This is a genomic window from Acidisarcina polymorpha, assembly GCF_003330725.1.
Lineage (GTDB): Bacteria > Acidobacteriota > Terriglobia > Terriglobales > Acidobacteriaceae > Acidisarcina > Acidisarcina polymorpha.
In genome coordinates this window covers 5,242,872-5,262,794 of the sequence record NZ_CP030840.1, presented here as the reverse complement: position 1 = coordinate 5,262,794, position 19,923 = coordinate 5,242,872, and the positions used below count along the sequence as shown (strand labels likewise).

At 58.1% G+C, this 19,923-nt stretch carries 17 protein-coding genes; 8 read left to right on the top strand and 9 right to left on the bottom strand.

Annotation, left to right across the window (positions count from 1 at the left end; translation table 11 throughout):
- Positions 1-62: 62 nt before the first annotated feature.
- The 3 genes from fusA to rpsL all read right to left on the bottom strand — a co-directional run bounded on the left by fusA (position 63) and on the right by rpsL (position 3,226).
- On the bottom strand, positions 63-2,144 hold the full coding sequence (gene fusA, locus ACPOL_RS22305; RefSeq protein WP_114209005.1) for an elongation factor G: 2,082 nt from the start codon (positions 2,142-2,144) through the stop codon (positions 63-65).
- 134 nt (positions 2,145-2,278) lie between these two features.
- Entirely contained in the window at positions 2,279-2,749 is a 471-nt protein-coding gene (gene rpsG / locus ACPOL_RS22300; RefSeq protein WP_114209004.1) for a 30S ribosomal protein S7, read from the bottom strand.
- Positions 2,750-2,842: 93 nt separating this feature from the next.
- Positions 2,843-3,226: a 30S ribosomal protein S12 gene (rpsL, locus tag ACPOL_RS22295; RefSeq protein WP_114209003.1), complete on the bottom strand. Its 384-nt coding sequence runs from the start codon at positions 3,224-3,226 to the stop codon at positions 2,843-2,845.
- A 537-nt stretch (positions 3,227-3,763) separates the two neighbouring features.
- Here rpsL and ACPOL_RS35560 point away from each other — a divergent pair.
- The 5 genes from ACPOL_RS35560 (at position 3,764) to ACPOL_RS22275 (ending at position 9,811) form a co-directional block, all read left to right on the top strand.
- Positions 3,764-3,895, top strand: a complete 132-nt coding sequence (locus ACPOL_RS35560) for a hypothetical protein (RefSeq protein WP_275066494.1) — start codon at positions 3,764-3,766, stop codon at positions 3,893-3,895.
- Positions 3,876-6,011, top strand: coding sequence for a S9 family peptidase (locus tag ACPOL_RS22290; RefSeq protein ID WP_114209002.1), 2,136 nt, complete (start codon positions 3,876-3,878; stop codon positions 6,009-6,011). The genes ACPOL_RS35560 and ACPOL_RS22290 overlap by 20 nt, the downstream gene beginning before the upstream one ends.
- A gap of 56 nt (positions 6,012-6,067) precedes the next feature.
- Complete coding sequence (locus ACPOL_RS22285) at positions 6,068-6,490, top strand: hypothetical protein (protein WP_114209001.1); 423 nt, start codon at positions 6,068-6,070, stop codon at positions 6,488-6,490.
- Positions 6,491-6,629: 139 nt separating this feature from the next.
- Positions 6,630-9,032, top strand: a complete 2,403-nt coding sequence (locus ACPOL_RS22280) for a YncE family protein (RefSeq protein ID WP_114209000.1) — start codon at positions 6,630-6,632, stop codon at positions 9,030-9,032.
- A gap of 119 nt (positions 9,033-9,151) precedes the next feature.
- Positions 9,152-9,811, top strand: coding sequence for a peroxiredoxin (locus tag ACPOL_RS22275; protein WP_114208999.1), 660 nt, complete (start codon positions 9,152-9,154; stop codon positions 9,809-9,811).
- A 112-nt stretch (positions 9,812-9,923) separates the two neighbouring features.
- Here ACPOL_RS22275 and ACPOL_RS22270 read toward each other — a convergent pair whose 3' ends face one another.
- A complete protein-coding gene (locus tag ACPOL_RS22270) occupies positions 9,924-10,175 on the bottom strand; it encodes a hypothetical protein (RefSeq protein ID WP_114208998.1) in 252 nt (83 codons plus the stop codon).
- Between the two features lie 20 nt (positions 10,176-10,195).
- Positions 10,196-12,247 carry a DNA repair helicase YoaA gene (locus ACPOL_RS22265; protein WP_114208997.1) on the bottom strand — a complete coding sequence of 684 codons (2,052 nt, stop codon included), beginning with the start codon at positions 12,245-12,247 and terminating at the stop codon, positions 10,196-10,198.
- 420 nt (positions 12,248-12,667) lie between these two features.
- On the opposite strand from ACPOL_RS22265, the gene ACPOL_RS22260 reads away from it, so the two are divergent.
- Together ACPOL_RS22260 and der are read left to right on the top strand one after the other, a co-directional pair.
- A complete protein-coding gene (locus ACPOL_RS22260) occupies positions 12,668-13,075 on the top strand; it encodes a tautomerase family protein (RefSeq protein ID WP_161557516.1) in 408 nt (135 codons plus the stop codon).
- A 186-nt stretch (positions 13,076-13,261) separates the two neighbouring features.
- Entirely contained in the window at positions 13,262-14,977 is a 1,716-nt protein-coding gene (gene der / locus ACPOL_RS22255; protein ID WP_114208995.1) for a ribosome biogenesis GTPase Der, read from the top strand.
- Between the two features lie 24 nt (positions 14,978-15,001).
- Here der and ACPOL_RS22250 read toward each other — a convergent pair whose 3' ends face one another.
- From ACPOL_RS22250 to ACPOL_RS22235, 4 genes are all read right to left on the bottom strand, one after another.
- Entirely contained in the window at positions 15,002-16,153 is a 1,152-nt protein-coding gene (locus ACPOL_RS22250) for a DUF7544 domain-containing protein (RefSeq protein ID WP_114208994.1), read from the bottom strand.
- A 258-nt stretch (positions 16,154-16,411) separates the two neighbouring features.
- Positions 16,412-16,921: a DUF1003 domain-containing protein gene (locus tag ACPOL_RS22245; protein ID WP_114208993.1), complete on the bottom strand. Its 510-nt coding sequence runs from the start codon at positions 16,919-16,921 to the stop codon at positions 16,412-16,414.
- Positions 16,922-16,968: 47 nt separating this feature from the next.
- Positions 16,969-18,318 (bottom strand): methylenetetrahydrofolate--tRNA-(uracil(54)-C(5))-methyltransferase (FADH(2)-oxidizing) TrmFO, encoded by a 1,350-nt coding sequence (gene trmFO / locus ACPOL_RS22240; RefSeq protein WP_114208992.1) that lies wholly within the window; start codon positions 18,316-18,318, stop codon positions 16,969-16,971.
- 59 nt (positions 18,319-18,377) lie between these two features.
- A complete protein-coding gene (locus ACPOL_RS22235; RefSeq protein WP_114208991.1) occupies positions 18,378-18,842 on the bottom strand; it encodes a hypothetical protein in 465 nt (154 codons plus the stop codon).
- 204 nt (positions 18,843-19,046) lie between these two features.
- Between ACPOL_RS22235 and ACPOL_RS22230 the strand changes: the two genes are divergently transcribed.
- Positions 19,047-19,907 (top strand): sugar phosphate isomerase/epimerase family protein, encoded by an 861-nt coding sequence (locus tag ACPOL_RS22230; protein ID WP_114208990.1) that lies wholly within the window; start codon positions 19,047-19,049, stop codon positions 19,905-19,907.
- Positions 19,908-19,923 lie beyond the last annotated feature (16 nt).

Here is a 19,923-nt window from a genome sequence, read left to right as displayed (position 1 = left end):
AGCTGCTGCGTTTCTATTCACCAAGCCGCTGCGGATGCAGGCTGAGCTTGACCAACCTGAACTTACTTACCCTGGCTCCGGCCAATGATTTCGTCCGAGATCATCCGCGGCGCCTCTTCATAGTGGGCGAATTGCATGCTGTAGGAGGCGCGTCCCTGGGTCGATGAGCGGATATCGTTGACGTATCCGAACATCTCCTTGAGCGGCACCATTGCCTTGATCACCTGCGAACCACCGAGATGCTCCATGCCCTCAATACGCCCGCGCCGGGAGTTGATATCGCCGATGATCGTGCCCATGTGTTCTTCAGGAACAGTCACTTCGACGGCCATCATCGGTTCGAGCAGCACCGGACTGGCCTTCTTCGCGGCTTCCTTAAAGGCCATCGAACCGGCGATCTTGAACGCCATTTCGTTCGAGTCGACGTCGTGGTAGCTGCCGTCATAAAGTACGGCCTTGAAGTCGACCAGCTCGTAGCCCGCAAGCACCCCGGCATGCAACGCTTCGCGGATTCCCTGCTCGGTCGGCTTGATGTACTCCTTCGGAACCACGCCGCCCTTGATCTCGTTGATAAACTCGAATCCCTTGCCTGGCTCGTTCGGCTCCAGACGAATCTTGACGTGTCCGTAGTTGCCCGAACCACCGGTCTGGCGGATGTACTTGCCTTCCGCCTCGGCGATCTTGCGGATGGTCTCCCGGAAGGCGACACGGGGCTCGCCGACATTGGCTTCGACCTTGTGCTCGCGCTTCATGCGATCGACCAGGATCTCAAGATGCAACTCGCCCATGCCGCTGATGATCGTCTGCCCAGACTCTTCATCGGTACGGACCTTGAAGGTCGGATCTTCATCGGCCAGCTTAGCCAGCGCCATTCCCATCTTCTCCTGGTCAGCCTTGGTCTTCGGCTCAATGGCGACCGAGATGACCGTGTCCGGGAATTTGATAGCGCTCAACGCCACCGGATCATTCGGAGTGCAGAGGGTGTCACCGGTCTTCAATTCCTTCAAACCAACACAGGCGCAGATGTCGCCGGCATAGATCTCGGTGATGTCTTCGCGCTTATTGGCGTGCATCTTGACCAGACGCCCGATCCGTTCGGTCTTGCCGGTACGCGGATTGAGCACGGTGTCGCCGGTTTTCAAATGGCCCGAATAGACGCGGATGAAACCGAGCTTGCCGAAGGGATCGTTGATCAGCTTAAAGCCGAGCGCCGAAAACGGCGCATCGTCCTTGGCTTCGCGAATCACCTGCTTTTCGGGATCATCAGGATCGATACCAACCACCGGGGGCACGTCGAGCGGGCTCGGCAGATAGTCGACCACCGCATCAAGCAGAGTCTGCACACCCTTGTTCTTGAAGGCGGTCCCGCAGAGTACCGGGAAGACCTTCATCGCAATGGTCGCGCCGCGTAGGGCTTTCTTTAACTCGGCCGCCGTCGGGGTCTCGCCTTCGAGGAACTTGTGCAGCATGTCGTCATCGTTCTCGGCGACTGACTCAACCAGCTGCATGCGGAAGGCTTCCGCCTTCTTGAGCAGGTTCTCGGGAATCTCTTCAACATCGTACTGCGCGCCCATGGTCTCGTCGTGCCACAGGATCGCCTTCATCTCGATCAGATCGATGACGCCCTTAAAGTTGGCCTCGGCGCCAATCGGAATCTGGATGGCAACTGGACGCGCGCCCAGCCGCTTGCGGATGGTTTCAATCACGTGCTCGAAATCAGCGCCGGCCTTGTCCATCTTGTTGACAAAGCAGATCCGGGGGACCTTGTACTTATCACCCTGCCGCCACACCGTCTCCGACTGCGGCTGCACACCCGAGACGGAGTCGAACAAGGCGACTGCGCCATCGAGCACCCGTAGCGACCGCTCGACCTCAGCGGTAAAGTCAACGTGGCCCGGGGTATCAATGATGTTGATACGAATGTCTTTCCAGGTGCAGGTGGTTGCGGCGGAGGTGATCGTGATGCCGCGCTCCTGCTCCTGCTCCATGTAATCCATGGTTGCCGTGCCTTCATGCACTTCGCCGATCCGGTGCGTGATCCCGGTATAGAACAGGATGCGCTCGGTGGTCGTCGTCTTCCCGGCGTCGATGTGCGCCATGATTCCGATATTCCGGCAACGATTTAGAGGTACTTGACGCGGCACTTGAATCTCTCACTCTCGCAGGCCATGGCCTGCCTTTGCTTACCCTGCTTGACCCGCCAGCTTCCGGCGAGCTTGTCCTAATTTACGGACTGACAACTGTCACTGAAAAGCTTTCTTGCTATGGAAACTTCTCTTTACCACCGATAATGCGCGAACGCCTTGTTCGCCTCGGCCATACGATGAATGTCTTCCTTCTTCTTCATCGCGGCTCCGCGGCCGTTAGCTGCGTCAAGCAGCTCGTTGGTCAACTTGTCGACCATGCCCTTTTCGCCGCGCGCCCGGCCATAGTTCACCAGCCAGCGGATCGCGAGCGAAGTGCGCCGTTCCGGATTCACTTCGATCGGCACCTGATAGTTCGCGCCACCAACCCGGCGCGACTTCACTTCGAGCAGCGGCTTGCAGTTCTCAACCGCTTTCTTGAAGAGCTTCAGCGCTTCATCGCCGCCGCGGGATTCGAGGTTCGTCATTGCCTCATAAAAGATGTTTTGCGCGGTCGACTTCTTGCCGCCCCACATCATCGAGTTGACAAACTTCGTCACCAGCGTCGAGTTGTACACGGGGTCGGCTGCGACTTCCCGTTTCGCGATATGACCTTTTCTCGGCATAGTTCCCTTATCTCAATAACTTCACTTGCTCAATTGATTCGTCCAGACTTTTGCGCCATGGGCGCGTACGCCTGGACGGCGAGTCCCTGGTCCTTACTTAGCGGCGGCCTTGGGGCGCTTAGCGCCGTACTTCGACCGGCTCTGCTTGCGGTTGGCTACGCCGACCGAATCGAGTGTTCCGCGCACCACGTGGTAGCGAACCCCCGGCAGGTCCTTCACACGACCGCCGCGAATGAGGACGATCGAGTGCTCCTGCAGATTGTGGCCGATGCCTGGGATGTAGGTGGTCACTTCGATCCCGTTGGTGAGCTTGACGCGCGCAACTTTGCGCAACGCCGAGTTCGGCTTTTTCGGGGTCTGGGTGTAGACGCGCGTACAAACTCCACGCCGTTGCGGCGAACCCTGCAATGCCGGGCTGGCCGTCTTATATCTCGGCGCAGTGCGGCCCTTCCGGACTAATTGACTAAATGTCGGCAAACCTGACTCCTCAAAGCTGCAAAACCCACGCATTTCACACAGGCATCAGATGATCGCGCAAGCCGCCCGCGATCTACTCTGAATGCCCAACTCACTTCTACCGCCCGCAACCCGTCCCCGCGTGCAGTAGCCTTACATAACCCGTTGACTCAAACCACGACGGTGGCTGAGCGCTTCCCGGTTCCTTCAAGTGAAAGAGGCCTGGGAAGGCCAACTCCGTTTCGGTGGTTCCGGTCTGCATAGCCCACCAAGGTGGCAGGTAGCGCAGACTCCAATGCGATTCGCCTTGTGTCTCTAACCTGCAGAGATCGGAAGGGAAGGCCCAGAGAGGCACTACAACGATCTATAGCCTCAGCAATTGCTCTAAAACGGCAAAGCAACTGCCTCAAATAAGTATAGATCAGATTGAGGCTTTCTGCGGACACAAACAAACGCTCTCGCCCGAAAATATCCGGCAAGAGCTGTCTCGCGGAACTTCTTAAAGATATCAATTCGCAACTCCCCGGTCAAGACACCCTTCAAAGTGGAGGATGGGGAGTGGAGAACTCCTGCAGAGCTGGTCTCGCGAAGTATGGGCATCGCTTGTATGGCCTATGGCAGGCCGTGGCGGAAGACACGAACAAAGCCATCGCTGCTACCATGCTCATCAATGCCTACTATCGCCCGTAAAGTCCTTGTCTGCACCGCCTTAGTCCTTAGCGCTGTTTGTACCGTGAACTTGAAGGCGCAGAACCTGAACGCCCGGCGCGATCCCCGCATCGATAGCCTGATCGACAATCTGGGCAAAGTGCGCAACCTCTATCAGACGGCGATCTCGCCAGACGGCGCGCGCATCGCCTGGGTCGTCGATGGAGAAGAACAAGGCAAGCGCTCGGGCAGCGAGATTGAAGTTGCACCCCGAACCTCGCCCGAGAAGCCGATCCGGATCACCGCCGGAAGCAAGGGCGAACTCTGCGTGGAAGGCAGCCTCGCCTGGTCGCCAGATTCGAAGACGCTGGCCTTCCTCTCGGATTGTCAGAGTGCTGGGGAGAATAAAACGCAGGCTGACTTCTATCTGGCCGAAATGGGCAACAAACCCAAGATTCGACGCCTGACTCATCTTCCCGGGATCCCGGAAGCGCCGGCCTTCTCGCCTGATGGCAAAGAACTTGGATTCCTCTACGTCGAAGGAGCCACTCGCCGCGCGAGTCCGCTCGCCGCCGAGAAACCGCCTGCTGGAGTCATTGGCGAGGAGGGCCTTGAAATTAAACGGGTGGCCGAGGCCGATATAGCCAGCGGGCAGGTCCGCCAGATCACACCTGCCAGCCTCTACACCTACGAATTCGACTGGTCGCCCGGTTCGCAAGAGCTAGCCTACATTGCGGCGCCTCCACCCGGAGAGAATAACTGGTGGGTCGCCCAGCTTTACACCCAACCTATCGTCAGCGACAAGCCAACCTCCATCCTCGACCCCGCCAACACCCTCGGCCCACTTCATGGCCTGCAGATCGCCGTGCCCCGCTGGTCGCCAGATGGCAAGTCAATCGCCTTCATCGGGGGTTTGATGTCCGATCAGGGCGTGACCGGCGGCGACGTGTATGTCGTTGCAGCAGGAGGTGGAACGCCAGTCAACTTAACCATGGGGCGAACCTCCACCGCCGCGTGGATTTACTGGAGGATCCCCGGCGAGATTGAATTTACCGAAATAGTTGGCGGTTCCAGCCGCCTCAGCACCATCATGCAAAAACCCGGTTCCTCAGAAGTCCTAAGAATCGTTGAAGACTTCACTGCGCCTGCGAAGCTTGGAGACGGTACCCTTGATCTCAGCCTGTCGAGATGGGCCGACAATTTCTTTTACATAGAGAGTTCATTTGCTTCGCCGCCGGAAGTGTGGGTGGAGAAGAGCGTGGACGCTGAGTGCCAGGGCAACTGTTATCACCCGCAGCAAATCACCCACTACAACGACAGCCTGAAGCCAGCCTGGGGCAAAGCTGAATCCATCACATGGATTAGCTCCATTCAACCTTCCCCCACCATCCCAGCCAGCGACGCAACTAAAGACTTCAACGTCCAAGGCTGGCTTCTCTACCCCGCCGACTACGACCCCGCCAAGAAGTACCCGCTCATCGTCCATGTGCATGGAGGACCATCCTCCGCCGAACTCCCTCGCTGGCCCGAGGTTGGCTACGGCCCTGCGCCGTTCGCCGCCCTCGGCTACTTCGTGCTCATGCCCAACCCCCGCGGCAGCTATGGACAGGGCGAAGCCTTCACCCAGGCCAACCGCAAGGACTTTGGCTATGGCGACCTCCGCGACATCCTTGCCGGAGTCGACGCCGTCACCAAGTCGCACAATATCGATCCCGAGCGCGTCGGCATCACCGGCTGGTCCTACGGCGGATTTATGACGATGTTCGCTGTCACCCAGACCAACCGCTTCCGCGCTGCAGTCGCCGGCGCCGGCATCTCCAATTGGCAGAGCTATTACGGCCAGAATTCGATTGACCAGTGGATGACTCCCTTCATGGGCGCCTCGGTCTATGACGATCCTGGAGTTTACGCGAAGATGTCTGCCATTAACTTCATTCACAACGTGAAGACGCCAACGCTTGCGGTGGTTGGGGACCGCGATGGCGAATGCCCGGCGCCACAGTCTTTTGAGTTCTGGCACGCGCTAAAAGCCCAGCACGTTCCAGCCCAACTGGTCGTCTACCCGAATGAAGGCCACCACTTCGTCGATCCCGAACACCAGAGGGACGTGATCGCCCGCGCCCTGGCTTGGTTTCAGAAATACATGCCTGCTCAGTGACACTCTGGTGGCGCGGGTCCGGAATCCTGAGTGGGGTCCTCAATTGGAGACAGTTTATGTTTCGCCAAACTCTATGTTTGCTCCTCCTCGTCACCGGTGCCGTGTCAGCGCAAACCGCCGAGTCCGCTGGCGGTGCGAACTCCGAGCCCGGTCCGCTTTTCGCCCACATATGGCGGATCACCAGCGCCATGTCGAATTCCGCCTCGGCGAGCATCTATATTTTTATGCCCGGCGGCACCCTGCTCGAGACCTCGTGCGTTGAGACCTATCGAATTGCGACCTGGAAAGCCAATCCAAAAGTTCCCGACGCAATCGATGTCACCGAGGACGGACGACTGGCGTTCACCGCCATCATCTCTGCGGTCGACGACCAGAGCCTGCATCTCCGCCAAACCCTGGCATTCGGCAGTCGCGAGGTCCGCGAAATGACCTTCACTGCTATCGACAAGGAATTTGTCTGCCCTGACCTGCCACGATGAAGACCATGCCTGAAGCGAGCCGCCGCCCGATCCGCCGCGGCGGAAGTTGCTTCCACCCGTTACACCTTTTACACTCAGGGTTACTTTCAAAGTGGTGTGACCGTCCAACGCTGCGAGTTTGCCTGGACGGGGAGGTTTCATGAAGCGGTTCCTGATTTTGAGTTTGTTGCTCGTGTTTTCCCTTCCAGTAGGTTTTTCGATCGCAGGCTGTGCCGGTACCAATCCCAACAACTATTGCAATAAGACGGGCTTCGGATACGGATTGAAGACGAACCAGGTCGCCGCGATCAGTCTGCAACCGGCAACGACCGGTATTTCGCTGGCTTATGGACAAACCGGGCAGTTACAGGCTCCTACCGCAACCAACTGTAATGGCGGGTCAGAGACAGTCGGTTCCTACACCTACGGCACCACCAATTTGAATCTCGCGGACGTCTCGCCCACTGGCGCTCTTTGTGGTGGCACCTGGAACCGGACGAGCCCGGGCGGCATTGCCGACTTCACGATCTGCACGCCACCCACGGCGCAGGCGATGAAGTCCGCCTGCACGGGAAATACCTGCGTCGCCTTGATGACGGCTTCCGGAGCTGGAGTCACCAGCAACACTGTCGCTGTTTATGTGCATCCTCCGGTGACGACGATCCAGCTCGACACGGCGGCGCCGGCAAATGTATCGAATTTCACCGGATGTTTCTCACAGAACCAAACCTCGCAGCTGGACGCCACGGCATTTATCGGCAACGGCGCCAGTCAAACGCCTTTTTGCGCGCCTCCCGGCAATCCTTATGGCGTTCCTGATTGCACGGCGAACCTTGGCCATCTGACCTACACCCCGGTCAATTCCACGGTCGTTACGATCGATCCGAACGGCGTCGCGACCGCGCACCAGCCGGGTTCGACGGCGATCACCGCCGCGATCTCCAATGTCAGCTCCACCGCCGGAACCTTCTATACATGCCCCCCGGCTTCGATCCAGCTGCAGATTCCGAGCACCATCACCAGCACCAACGGCGGCACCGTCGGAACCGTAACTCCGGGAACTCCGGTGCCCCTGGCTACCGTGGTTCGAGACACCCAGGGCAATCAGATCACCGGCGTCGCCCTGGACTACTCGTCAACGAATTCGCAGGAGATTTCCGTCGGCAGCGGGGGTAGCGTCACTACCACGTTCCCGTCCACGGCTGCGATTACAGCAGTATGCAACCCACCCACCTGCAATCCCTCGATCATTACCCAGATTGGGCAGCAAGGGAACGGTGTTCCGATTGTTGGCAATTCGGTGCAGATCACCTCAACCGGCCGCATCAGTAATTTCTTATGGATGGCCAGTCCGCAGTCGTCGTTCTTCGAACCGATCGATCTGAGTACGGGCACTATCGGCTCGCCGATCAAGCTGCCCTACAAGCCGAACTCCATGGTCATCGATCCGGCGGGGACAAATCTCTATTTCGGCAATTACCGCGAACTAATGGAGTACAGCGCCAGCAGCAACTCGCTGACCAAGGAAGACACCACTGTTCCTGGCGTCGTGCTCACCGTCTCTCCCGATTCGAGTACCGTCGTGATCGCCGACCAGGTTCGCCAAGTCATTTATCTTTATACCGCCGCGACCGGTGCTAACACCTCGATCGGCGGTTTAGCCACTCGCGCTGTCTTCAGTCCCGATGGAAAGACCCTCTATGTCACCGGGCCCAATGCGCTCTACATCCACAACACCCTGACCGGATGGAGCGTCTACCCGAACCTCCCCACTCAGAACGGCGACGGCTGCACCCTGGATAACTCCGGAACTTCACCCTTCTGCTCGCCCGATCTGACTGTGACCATTCCCGCGGAGGGCATCTTTCTCAGCGGCCCAGCCGGAACGGGGACGACGGCCTATGGCTTCTGCCCCAATACGACGGTGAATCCGTTCGATTATTACCCCTCGGCGCTCATACCGGGGACCGTGCTTCCCGCAACCGACCACGTCATTGCGAGCACGGACCGGCTGCATGTTCTCGGCGCCAACACTACCAACCTGACCGACATTTTTCTGGGAACGCTTGACGCTCCCGGCGTACCCACCGGGAACAGTCCCACGGCTGCCAGCGGGACCTGCATTCGACCCAGCATCAATACCGTGGCTGGTTTGCAGTTCAATACGAGTACGGTCTTCAACCCGGCGCTTCCGGCCTCGATCGCGCCGACTGCCATCGACCAGGTGGTTGCTTCGTCAAATTCGACTATCGCGTTCGTGACCTACACCGGCAAGTCCAACACCGGCCAGGCGCTATTGCCCTACTATCAGCTGTCACCTGCGTTCACCCAAGGGACCGTGGGGACGGTGCCGCTGTCCGGAACCGCGACCGTGCCACTCGCTGGAACTTTCAGTCCTGACAACGAGACTTTCTTTGTCGGCACCGCCGGCGACAACCTCGTGCACTTTGTAGACATCCCGTCATTGACGGACATCAAAGCCATTAACCCAGGTCTCGTCGACCCATCTGGGGCGCCGGTGCCGGTTCAGTTTTTCGCCGTTAAACCGCGGCCAACTACTTAAAATCTGCTAACGCGCAAGGGAGCGCGTTTGCCCTGCAACCAGGATGTCGACAAGACTTAGCTGCTAACCGGCGCTTGAAGACGTCTAACGATAAGAAACAAGCAAGAAGGAGATTTTGCGTGTCACTCAGGATTAACGACATTGCCCCAGATTTCACCGCGGAGACGACCCAAGGAACGATCCATTTCCACGAATGGATTGGAGATGGATGGGCGGTGCTCTTTTCTCATCCGAAGGACTTTACCCCGGTCTGCACCACGGAACTCGGAAGCGTCGCCGGCCTCTATCCCGAATTTCAGAAGCGCCATTGCAAGGTCATCGGCTTAAGCGTCGATCCCGTTTCCAGCCACGGGAAGTGGGCTGTCGATATCGAGGAGACGCAGGGTCATCGCGTCGACTATCCAATGATCGGCGACCCGGAGCTCAAGATTGCCAAGCTTTACGACATGCTTCCCGCCGACGCGGGCGCCAGCTCAGAAGGCCGGACAGCGGCCAATAATGCGACCGTCCGAACCGTCTTCATCATCGGCCCGGATAAGCGGATCAAGCTGCAGCTGAGCTACCCGATGAGCACCGGCCGCAATTTTCCAGAGATCCTGCGAGTGCTGGATTCTATGCAGCTGACCGCGAAACACAAGGTGGCGACTCCGGCCAACTGGCAGCAAGGCGAAGACGTGATCATCTTACCCTCGGTCTCCGATGAAGAGGCGAGGGAGAAGTACGCCGACGGCTGGAAGACGGTAAAGCCGTACCTGCGCATCGTTCCCCAGCCTCAATAATGATTATTGTGCCTGGCTTTTGCCTGGCAAATCGGGCGGCTGACGACTTTCGCGCCTGGCCGCCCGCGACGCCCTGACCAATTCCCTTGTATGTACCTGAAGTGAAGACGATCTAACGGCGCCCCTCCCGCTCTCTTGCCGCTCGCTGCGCTGCCCGCCGGTCCACCTGCTCGAACATATGCGTCATCACCCCGGCTAAGACTGAAAGCAGCGCTGCCAGCAGCACGAAGAGCGCGACCGTCTTCCACAGCGAGCCGTTCCCGGGCAGCCCGATCTGGTAGGGCCCGGTGGTAAAGGTCATGCCAAAGGAGATGACTGCAAATACGAAGAGCGTCGCACCGAGGACATAGAGATTGCGAGACATACCGCCACCTATTGCCAATCCTACGACGCTCCCGGCGCTGATTTCGAAGCGACTGCACCCGCTTCGAAAAATTGTTCCACGAGACGAATATCGGTGGTCGTCCGGTATGGGGGCAGGCTCTCCAGAAAAACCCGCCCGTACCGCTGCCGTTGAATTCTAGGGTCGAGCAGCATCAGGACGCCACGGTCTTCGAGCGATCGAATGAGCCGGCCAAAGCCCTGTTTCAACGTAATCACCGCTGACGGCACCTGGTAGTCGAAGAAAGGTGCGCCACCGCCAGCCTCGATGGCCTTCATGCGGGCCGCGACTACGGGATCGCTGGGGACCGCGAAAGGCAGCCGGTCGACGATGACGCAACTCAAAGCTTCCCCCTGCACATCGACGCCTTGCCAGAAGCTTGAAGTCCCAAACAGCACCGCGTTTGGAGTTACCTTGAACTCCTCCAGCAGCGCCTTGCGGGGCGCCGTTCCCTGTAAGAGAAGCGGATAGCTCAGCTGCACGAGGAGTCGCTCGTAAAAGTCCCGCATCTGGCTATAGCTGGTGAAAAGGCAAAAGGCGCGGCCTTTGGTAATTTCCAGTACCTGCCGGATCCGCTTGACCGCGGCATCCTGAAAGCCTGGATCGCGCGGGTCGGGCATGTCGGCTGGAAGATACAAGATGGCCTGCTGGTCGTATTTGAAATGCGAGGGCACGACCAACTCCCGTGCCGATTGCATCCCCAAACGCTTACGAAGGTGGGCGAAGCCGCTCTGTACGGTCATGGTTGCGGAGGTCAGGACCACGGTTGGAAAATTCTCAAAAAGCACCTCGCCGAGGAGCTCGGAGATATCGATCGGCGTGGCCTGTAGAAACGTATTCCTGCCACCTTCACGTCCACGGCCAGCGCGACGCTCGATCCAGAAGACCGTATTATTGCTGTCCGCTTCCATCAGGAACTTCAGCTGCTCGCGGATCCCAGCCGTGCGTTTACGCAGCGCGGACGCTTCCTCCACACCGCGCAACCTCTCGAGTTCCCCCTCGAGGCGATGCAGCGCGTTCATCACGCCCAAATAGATGTCGCCCTGCGCCTCGAGAAACTCCTCCCGGCCCTCGAAGGCCATTCGCCCCTCTCCGCCGCCGTAGCCAATGCCGATAGGCAGGACCGCGAAGAGCATGCGCGCCCGCTCCCGCAGCAATTGCCCGGCCGACTGCACGGAACCACCGAGCGAAGACTTCGACCGCAGCGTGATCTCCAGGTCTCGAACCAGTTCTTCGAACTTTACGTTGCTGACGCTGATGCCGAAGTAGCTCGAGGCGACGTCTTCGAGCTCATGCGCCTCGTCGAAGATCACGGCGCTCGCCTCCGGCAGCACTCCGGCGTCAGGAGCATTCTGCGCCTGCTGCTTCACCGCCAGATCGGCGAAAAACAAGTGATGGTTGACGATGATGACATCACTTTCCTGCGCCCTGCGCCGCATCTCGGTTATGAAGCAGCGCTCGTAGTCCGGACAGGATGAACCAAGACAAGCCTCGCTCCGCGCGTCCAGCTTCGCCCAGAGCGGACTCGCCTCCGGCAGCTCATCGATCTCAGCCCGGTCGCCGGTCTCGGTCGTCTTCTCCCACTCGGCGATGGCGTTATATTGGCTGATCTCCTCGAGGCCATTGAGGATTGGCTGCTTGGTGATCTGATAGAGCTTGTGCCGGCAGAGGTAGTTTGTTCGGCCTTTCATATAGCAAACGCTCAGCGGCCCAAGCAGAGACTCAAGAAACGGCACATCTTTGAAAAATAGCTGCTCCTGCAGGTTCTTCGTGCCCGTGGAAATGATCACTCGGCGTCCCGAACGCAACGCCGGCAGGAGATAGGCGAGCGTCTTACCGGTGCCGGTACCCGCTTCGACGATCAAATGGCTTTTTTCATCGAGCGCACGCTCGACCGCCTGCGCCATCTCCAACTGCCCTTTGCGAAATTCGTAAGGCAGCGTCGAACGCGAGAGCAGGCCGCCCGGCGCGAAGAAGTCGTAGAGGGATGGGATCGCAGTCGCTGTTGGGGAGTCGATTGGCAAGTGGACGGAATCCGCGATCCTGATCAGCATCGCTTATTCCTATAATAGAGAAGCGGCGAACATGACTGATCCTATTTCGTTAACGATTTCAGCGCTCGCGCTCGCATTCGCGACAACAGCATATCTAATGCTGCTGCGCCGTGCGGTGTTGATTCTTCGATAACGAACGCCGCGGGTCTAGCCAGCTATCTCCTAGGCCATACGCTAAAGGAAGCGCGTTCCCATAGTGGGAGGAACTCGCCAGTGGTACCGTGATCGATGCGGCTGAACTAGCTGGATTCGAAGTCATCGACCACCGACAAGAACATCCGATACCAACAAGACCTGACGAATCGCAGAACCTCCTTAGTCGTACTTGGAAGGTCTTAATGACCAATGGCGGCAGTTCCTGGACGATCGCATTGTTGCTGCCGGACGTTCGGCAGTGCACGTTGGCTTATGGAATCCTTTATGATTGAAACTCTCATGCCATTGTTCACTGTCACAATGAAAGCGGGCAGAACCGCTGACGAAAAAAATGCGATCTCCCGTGCCATACACGAAGCAAGCGTTAAGGCAGGGTATCCCGACGACGACATGTTTCAACGCTTTCTTTCTCTTGAGCAGGCCGACCTGAGAGTCGATCTTACCTATCCTGGTTTGCCGAAACCCCGAACGGAAAGGATATTGATGATCGAAGTCCTTGTGTCTTCCGGGACTGAGGCCGACAAGAAGACGCGTCTGCTGGCAGGCTTGGTCGAAGCGCTCGACAACGCCGGCATTGATTCGAACGATATCATGGTGTTCTTCGCAGAGATCAATCGCGCCAGTAGCTCCTTTGGCGGCGGCCGAATTGCACCGTCAGTGATAGCAGGATAATCGAGACAGACGTTTATCTGCAGCGTTTCGGGCGATGGTTGTGCGGCCTAAAGTGAGGTCGTTTCTCAAGCGTGGCCGTTCTGCATCTTGCAGCGATCTGCTGCATTGAGTTACGCAACAGCCTAGGATGCTGCAACTCCAGGCAGTTTCACTGAGGTATCTGTACCATTCAAATAGGTAGAAACATTGAAAGCAGTCAAAAGAAATCGCGACGGCGCTAAGAAGACAGCCCGCAAAGTAGCCGCCAAAGAGAAAGCCGTCCGCCGGGGCCATGCCGCCCCGCGCCCCAAGAAAGCCGCGAGCACCGACGCTGTCGAAGCGAAGCCAGTCAGATTCCTGACCAAATCAGCTCGCCGCAAGCGCCCGGTCGCTGCGAAGCCCGAGCCCGAGCAAGTCGCCGAAGCCGACCTCGCCTTCTACGCTCCAACCCCGTCAAAGGCCCGCAAGGACCGCCGGGATGTGCCCGATAAACCGGGCAGCGCCGATCACGAGCCGCTCTTCGCCATATGCGGGCGGCCAAATGTCGGTAAGTCCACGCTCTTTAATAAGCTCACCGAAACCCGCCGGTCGATTGTCGGAGACGAACCAGGCATCACCCGCGACCGCATCTATGGCGAGGTCCGCTGGATGGGCCGGGCCGCGCGCATCGTCGACACCGGCGGCATGGTTCCCGACGACGAGGCGCTGATCCCATCAGAGATTCACCGTCAGGCCCGCGTCGCGCTCGACGAGGCTGACGTGATCGTGATGGTCGTCGATGGACGGACCGAACTTGCTTCGCCCGACTACGACCTCGCCAAGTTTCTGCTGCGCGGCGGCAAGCCGGTCATGCTGGCGGTCAACAAAATCGACACCCAGCAGATGACCGCTGCCGCTGAAAACTACCGCCGACTCGGCTTCAAAACCATCTTCCCCATCTCCTCCGAACACTCCCTTGGCATCGGCGACCTGCTCGATGCGGTCTTCGAGGCGCTTCCTATAGTTGAAGCGCCGGTCGATGAAGTGACAGCCGCGAGTGAGGTTGAAGCCGCGGAAGAAGACGAACGGAATCTCCACAGAACTCACGGCGAATTCGAGCAGTTCGAGACCAAAGTCGCCATCATTGGACGCCCCAACGTCGGTAAATCCACGCTGCTCAATGCCCTTACTGGAACCAGCCGCGCCATCGTCTCCCCGATTGCCGGCACGACTCGGGACGCCGTCGACGAAGTCATCGACTACCAGGGTTCCCGATTCCGCATTGTCGACACTGCCGGTATCCGCCGCAAGGGCAAGACCCACGAGATGGCCGAGAAGCTCTCCGTGGTGATGGCCCGCCGCCATCTCGAAGCCGCCGACGTTGCCCTGCTGGTGATCGATGCGCAAGAGGGGGTTACCGCTGCTGACGCGACAATCGGCGGTTACGCCCATGAAAGCGGCCGGTCGATCGTGATCGTGATCAACAAGTGGGACCTGGTGACCACCGCCCGGACGGATGGAAAGCCGCCTGCCGACAAGGACGTCTTCGAGGAGCAGGTTCGGCACGCGCTCAAATATCTCCACTACGCGCCGCTCATCTTCATCTCGGCGTCGCGGGGCAATAATCTCAAGAAGGTCCTTGAAGTCACCGACCATGTCGCCAAGGAGCGCCGGAAACGCGTTACCACCGGGCAGATGAACCGGTTCCTCGAACAGGTCGACTTCCAGCGCGCCGGGGTGCCGATGGCGCAGAAGATTCGCATTTACTACATGACCCAAGCAGCGGTGGCGCCCCCCACCTTCATCCTCTTTGCCAACCGGCTGGTGAAGCTACACTTCTCGTTCGAGCGCTTCCTCGAAAACCAGGTTCGTGCCGCATTCGGCTTTGAAGGCTCTCCTATCTGGTTCAAAGTTCGCGCGAGAAACCAGAAGGGCCAGCCGTAGGGGGATGCCCGGCGTTCTCTCTGGTCACCAGACGGCCGGAGTGTCGCCAGACGGGAAAAGATCTGTCGGCGGTTCATTCGCCGGCATCGGCGGAATGAGGTCGACCGATGCCAACGTTGGCGGCGGCTCAAGCCTGATTCCGAGTGCTGAGTATCTTCCGCCAAAGAAATACACCGCATAGGACTGTTTGAATACAGCCGAGATCCCGAAAACACTGACCATCGCCGCCAAATAAACAACAATGACTGCGAATCCGACCACGATTGCCAGGGCAACACAGACGACCTGCCCAAGAACGCTCGCCCACAGGGCGTGGTAGAGCAAGAAGCCGACCCCGAAAATAGCCAGGCCGGCTATCAACAGTCCGACGAATACGATCAACAGCAATATCCAATTCAAGCCGATCCCTACCGCAAACCGCAGCAGAACATACAGCACCACCGAGCCAAAACTGTTCTTCAGCAAGGTAAAAAATCTGGCAAATGCCGACTCCAGCGGAGCATCTTCGATCGCCATCGGGGGCAGCAGAAAGTCCTGCATCAAGGCATCGATCACCGCCCAAAGGGCCACTACGCCAAAGATCGCTGCAATGAGAGGCAGCATAGCTCCGAGAACGGGAAATGGATTGGCATTCGTACCCGCCGCGATCAACGGCCGCATCACCCGGACGAGGTTCAGCACCACTGGCCCCAGGATCAAAGCCGCAACTACCATAAACGCAAGCGAAACCAGGATCACCAAGCCGAAGTAGCGCCAAGCCGGGTGTCCATACTCCGACCACGCCTGCCGGACCCGGCCTCGTTTAAAAACAACCAGGTCGAAGAGCGTGAAACGCAGCCGGCAGTATAGATAGGCGAGCACGATCCATACCGCCAGCGCGAAGAGCACTCCGACGACCAAGGCAGCCGCCCCAAAGACAGCTAATCGCGGCGCTGTCAGAAAGTGATCAGCAAAACTCGACTCCCCGAAACTCGAGCGACCGCCCAGGTGCGGGAGAACCGCAAACTGGGCTCCCTGGGTTGGATAGGAGAGCGACATCGAGTAGAAGCTTGGCTGGGTCAGGGCCGCCACAAGGGCAATCTTTAGAAAGAACCCAAGCCGGAAAGGCTGCGCCAGCACTTCGCGGGTTCGGCGGAATGCCGGACCGAGCGCATCAAGCGGCGAGAGTGAAGTCATGCGAACACAATACACCGAGAAGCAGGGTAAGGGATGCGTACAAGCTTTTAGCTCAGAAGGCAGACCTCCGGAGCTGACCAGACTCAGCGCTCGTATCTTTCATCTTGAGGGTTCAGCTCGCGGGTTAGTCTCACGGGGAATCGTTGAGCGGGCGGATTCAAGAGCGCCGGAGTGCGAGTGCAGTCGGGGATCGAACAACGATGCTCCCGCGGAAAGAACACATCCTCAGTGATTGAATGCTCAGTAACTCGCAGTAACTCAATCCTCAGTCAAGTGCTCTTGAAGCGTTTGAGCAACTTCGTCGATTGATGTTTCCTGGCTCAGTTGCTCGATCTCTTCGTTGGCTTCAACTTCTTTGAGTCCCATTCTGGCAGCGAGCAGGCGCTCTACGCCGAGCACGGCCGTGATTTCTCTTTCTGTCAGCATGAGGATCTGCAACATGAGGTGATCGCGCTCATCCGAGCGCCGGCTCGCCCGGCTTTGTCGCATCACGATAAAACTGGCCAGAAAGATCGCCTCCAAGGCGACAATCGAATCCAGAAGGGAAAATGGGAATGGGTCGAAGTGCTGGATCCCGAGCGGGAATACATTGAACAATATCCAGGCGGAAAACCAGCAGAGATGAATTGCAACGAAGGTCAAGCTGCCGATAAACGTCCCGAGCGAATCGCCCAGCCGTTCCGACCGGGTACGGCGCTCCAGAAACTCCTGCTCATGTTTCGCGATGATCTCAATGTGGGAGCGAAGATGCGACAGCGGCTCAGTCATATTGGGGTCTCTGCGCGTTAGATGCATTCTCGAAGCCGGACCGCTTTTCAGCAGACCTGTCGATGGGATGTTGCGATTCTTAACTGCATCAGCCATTCGTCAAATCGCTGCAGGGCATGCTCGCATTGCAGACGGTGCCGCTCGCGTTTGTCACGGATTTTCTTGCGAACGGATTCTTCGAGCGGAGGCAGCAGGTCGAAGGTGATGTTGGCTGGCTGGAAGCGCTTGGCTTCGGCATGATTGATGTAGTTCACCAGCGAGCCCAACGCCGTCTCGCGTGGGATAGTGGCGATCTCAACGCCATCGGCCGCCGCCGCTGCGTACATTCCTGCCAGCATCCCAGTGGCGATCGATTCGGTATAACCCTCTACGCCAGAGAGCTGCCCGGCGATAAAAATGTTTGGCCAACTACGAAGGTGAAGTTTCTCGGTAAGCACGGTCGGCGAGTTGATATAGGTATTGCGATGGATTTGGCCGTAGCGAAGGAACTTGGCATGCTCAAGCCCCGGAATCATCCGCAGGATACGCGCCTGTTCGCCGAACTTAAGGTGGTTCTGAAAGCCGACGAGGTTGTAAGAGTCTGCTCGCAGATTCTCGCATCGCAGCTGCACCACTGCGTGGGGCGTTTCTCCGGTGCGAGGATTGCGTAAACCGACAGGTTTCATCGGGCCGAAGCGTAGAGTGTCGCGTCCACTCCGGGCAAGCTGCTCAATCGGAAGGCAGGCCTGGAAATAAGCGAGGTTTTCCCACTCTTTCTCCTGCACCTGTTCTGCAGCCATTAACGCGTCGTAGAAAGCGTCGTACTGCTCGCGAGTCATCGGGCAATTGATGTAGTCGGCAGTTCCTTTGTCGTATCGGGCGGCGAAATAGACCTGCTCCATATCGATCGAGTCAGCCTCTACGATCGGGCTGATTGAGTCATAGAAAGCAAGGTGTTCGCTGCCGGTAAGCCTGACGATCTCGGCGGCGAGAGCGGAGGAAGTTAACGGCCCGCTCGCCAGAACGACAATCCCTGACTCTGCATCGAGGGTGGTAACTTCCTCTCGGTGGACGGAGATGAGGGATTCCGCGGCAATCGCGGCGGCGATTCTCCTTGAGAATTCCACTCGGTCTACGGCGAGCGCATGGCCGGCAGGAACAGCGCTTAGATCGGCGCACTTGAGGAGCTCCGAACCAGCCCTGCGCATCTCCTGCTTGAGGAGCCAGGGCGCGGTGTGTTCGCTCTCCGACTTCAAGGAATTCGAACAAACCAACTCGCCAAACTCTGCCGACTCATGCGCCGGCGTCATCTTGACCGGCCGCATTTCATACAGGTCTACCTGAATTCCCAATTTTGCTGCGGTGAGGGCGGCCTCGGGGCCGGCGAGACCACCACCAATGACTTTGATCCTGCTCATACACTTAGATTACGTTTTTGTGGCGCGACTTGCCGGGTGCGTTCGTGCGTAGCTAGCTGCTAGAGGTGATGACATTTGAGGAAATGCAGGTATTCTTCGATCACGATAAGAGACAGAGTCCCGAAGGAAAGAATGAGCTGCAGGCGTTCCATCCGAAGCTTTCGCGGGTCCAAAGGTCGCTGCCGCCAACGCGAAGCAGGGCGATTGCGAAGGCGTCGTATCTGCATGATCACGACCAGATTCAGGAGCGCCCCGACCAGAGCTACCACAATCATCGGCACCCGGATCCAATCCGAATGAAGCCTCTCCAGAGAAGTCACAACGCCGGTGCTTAATGCTAAAGACCCAATACCGATCACCAGACGGAGACCACTCAGGGCGGCAAAGAAGGTGCAAATGCTCTGCAGGATGGCAAAGAGAAAACTGGACCAGGCGATTGCTTCCCGCGCTTTACCGGAAACAACGGGCAAGGGCTCCGGCCGGGAGGGGCTAACGTCTCGGGGGCGAGCAGGAGCACTGGACATGGAACAACAACCCCTTCAAATGAACAGGCAGATTACCGTTCTGCGCACTTCAATTCTAACGCGCCGAGGGCCGTCGACAGGAATTTGGGCGTTCTTTATCGCTGGCACGCCAGACTCGTGAGGGCCTGGTTTGTAGCATAATGAGAAGCGTCCTGCCGAGAGATTGAAATTTGTCGGACGGACATCTTGAGAACATGCACATCTATGAACAATAAGCTCACCCGTCGCAACTTCATTGGTTCCGGTACTCTTGCCGCGGCAGTATCCCTCACATCGCGTGATACGCAAGCGGTCGCGCAAGCCTCCACAAAGGAGCGGATGCTCCCCACCCATCTCGGCGTCGCCAGCTATACCTTTCGTGAGTTCAATCGAACGCAGCTAATTGGCTTTATGAAGCAGCTCAAGGTTTCTGCGTTGAACGCTAAAGACGTGAAGGACCACCTTCCTATGGATCCCGGGGAGGAGGCGAAGGCGCTCGCGGACTATGCCGCGGCCGGGATCAAGCTGCATGCCGCCGGAACCATCTATTTTCCCAAGGACGAGGATGCAGACATTCGAAGCAAGTTCGATTATTGCAAACGGGCGGGTATCACCGTGATTGTTGCCGGAGATCCCGCGCCCGAAGTCCTTCCGCGAATTGAGAAGTTCGTCAAGGAATACGACATCCGATTCGCTATTCACAATCATGGGCCGGAAGATAAGCTTTGGCATTCGCCGCTCGATGTACTGAAAGCCGTCAAGAATATGGATGCTCGCCTCGGATGCTGCATTGATGTTGGACATACAGTCCGTGCTGGCACAGACGTGGTCCAGGCAATCCATGAAGTAGGACCCCGGCTTTTCAACATGCACATGAAGGACCTCACCGACTTTCAGAGTAAAGAAAGCCAGGTAGCAGTCGGAGAAGGTATTATGCCGGTTCGCGGCATATTTGAGGCGCTCACCGCGATCAACTACGACGGCTTCGTGGATCTTGAATATGAGGTGCACGGCGATGATCCAATGCCGGGCGTGACCTCCAGCTTCGCTTATATGCGAGGAGTTCTGGCGGGTATGGCGCACTGACATGCGTCGTGCAGAC

Coding starts and splice junctions, on each gene's coding strand:
- ACPOL_RS22290 (WP_114209002.1), top strand. CDS start 3,876: ATGCCTACTATCGCCCGTAAAGTCCTTGTCTGCACCGCCTTAGTCCTT.
- ACPOL_RS22230 (WP_114208990.1), top strand. CDS start 19,047: ATGAACAATAAGCTCACCCGTCGCAACTTCATTGGTTCCGGTACTCTT.
- ACPOL_RS22265 (WP_114208997.1), bottom strand. CDS start 12,247: ATGCTGATCAGGATCGCGGATTCCGTCCACTTGCCAATCGACTCCCCA.
- ACPOL_RS22235 (WP_114208991.1), bottom strand. CDS start 18,842: ATGTCCAGTGCTCCTGCTCGCCCCCGAGACGTTAGCCCCTCCCGGCCG.
- ACPOL_RS22245 (WP_114208993.1), bottom strand. CDS start 16,921: ATGACTGAGCCGCTGTCGCATCTTCGCTCCCACATTGAGATCATCGCG.
- ACPOL_RS22280 (WP_114209000.1), top strand. CDS start 6,630: ATGAAGCGGTTCCTGATTTTGAGTTTGTTGCTCGTGTTTTCCCTTCCA.
- trmFO (WP_114208992.1), bottom strand. CDS start 18,318: ATGAGCAGGATCAAAGTCATTGGTGGTGGTCTCGCCGGCCCCGAGGCC.
- ACPOL_RS22260 (WP_161557516.1), top strand. CDS start 12,668: ATGATTGAAACTCTCATGCCATTGTTCACTGTCACAATGAAAGCGGGC.
- ACPOL_RS22250 (WP_114208994.1), bottom strand. CDS start 16,153: ATGACTTCACTCTCGCCGCTTGATGCGCTCGGTCCGGCATTCCGCCGA.
- ACPOL_RS22285 (WP_114209001.1), top strand. CDS start 6,068: ATGTTTCGCCAAACTCTATGTTTGCTCCTCCTCGTCACCGGTGCCGTG.
- rpsG (WP_114209004.1), bottom strand. CDS start 2,749: ATGCCGAGAAAAGGTCATATCGCGAAACGGGAAGTCGCAGCCGACCCC.
- ACPOL_RS22270 (WP_114208998.1), bottom strand. CDS start 10,175: ATGTCTCGCAATCTCTATGTCCTCGGTGCGACGCTCTTCGTATTTGCA.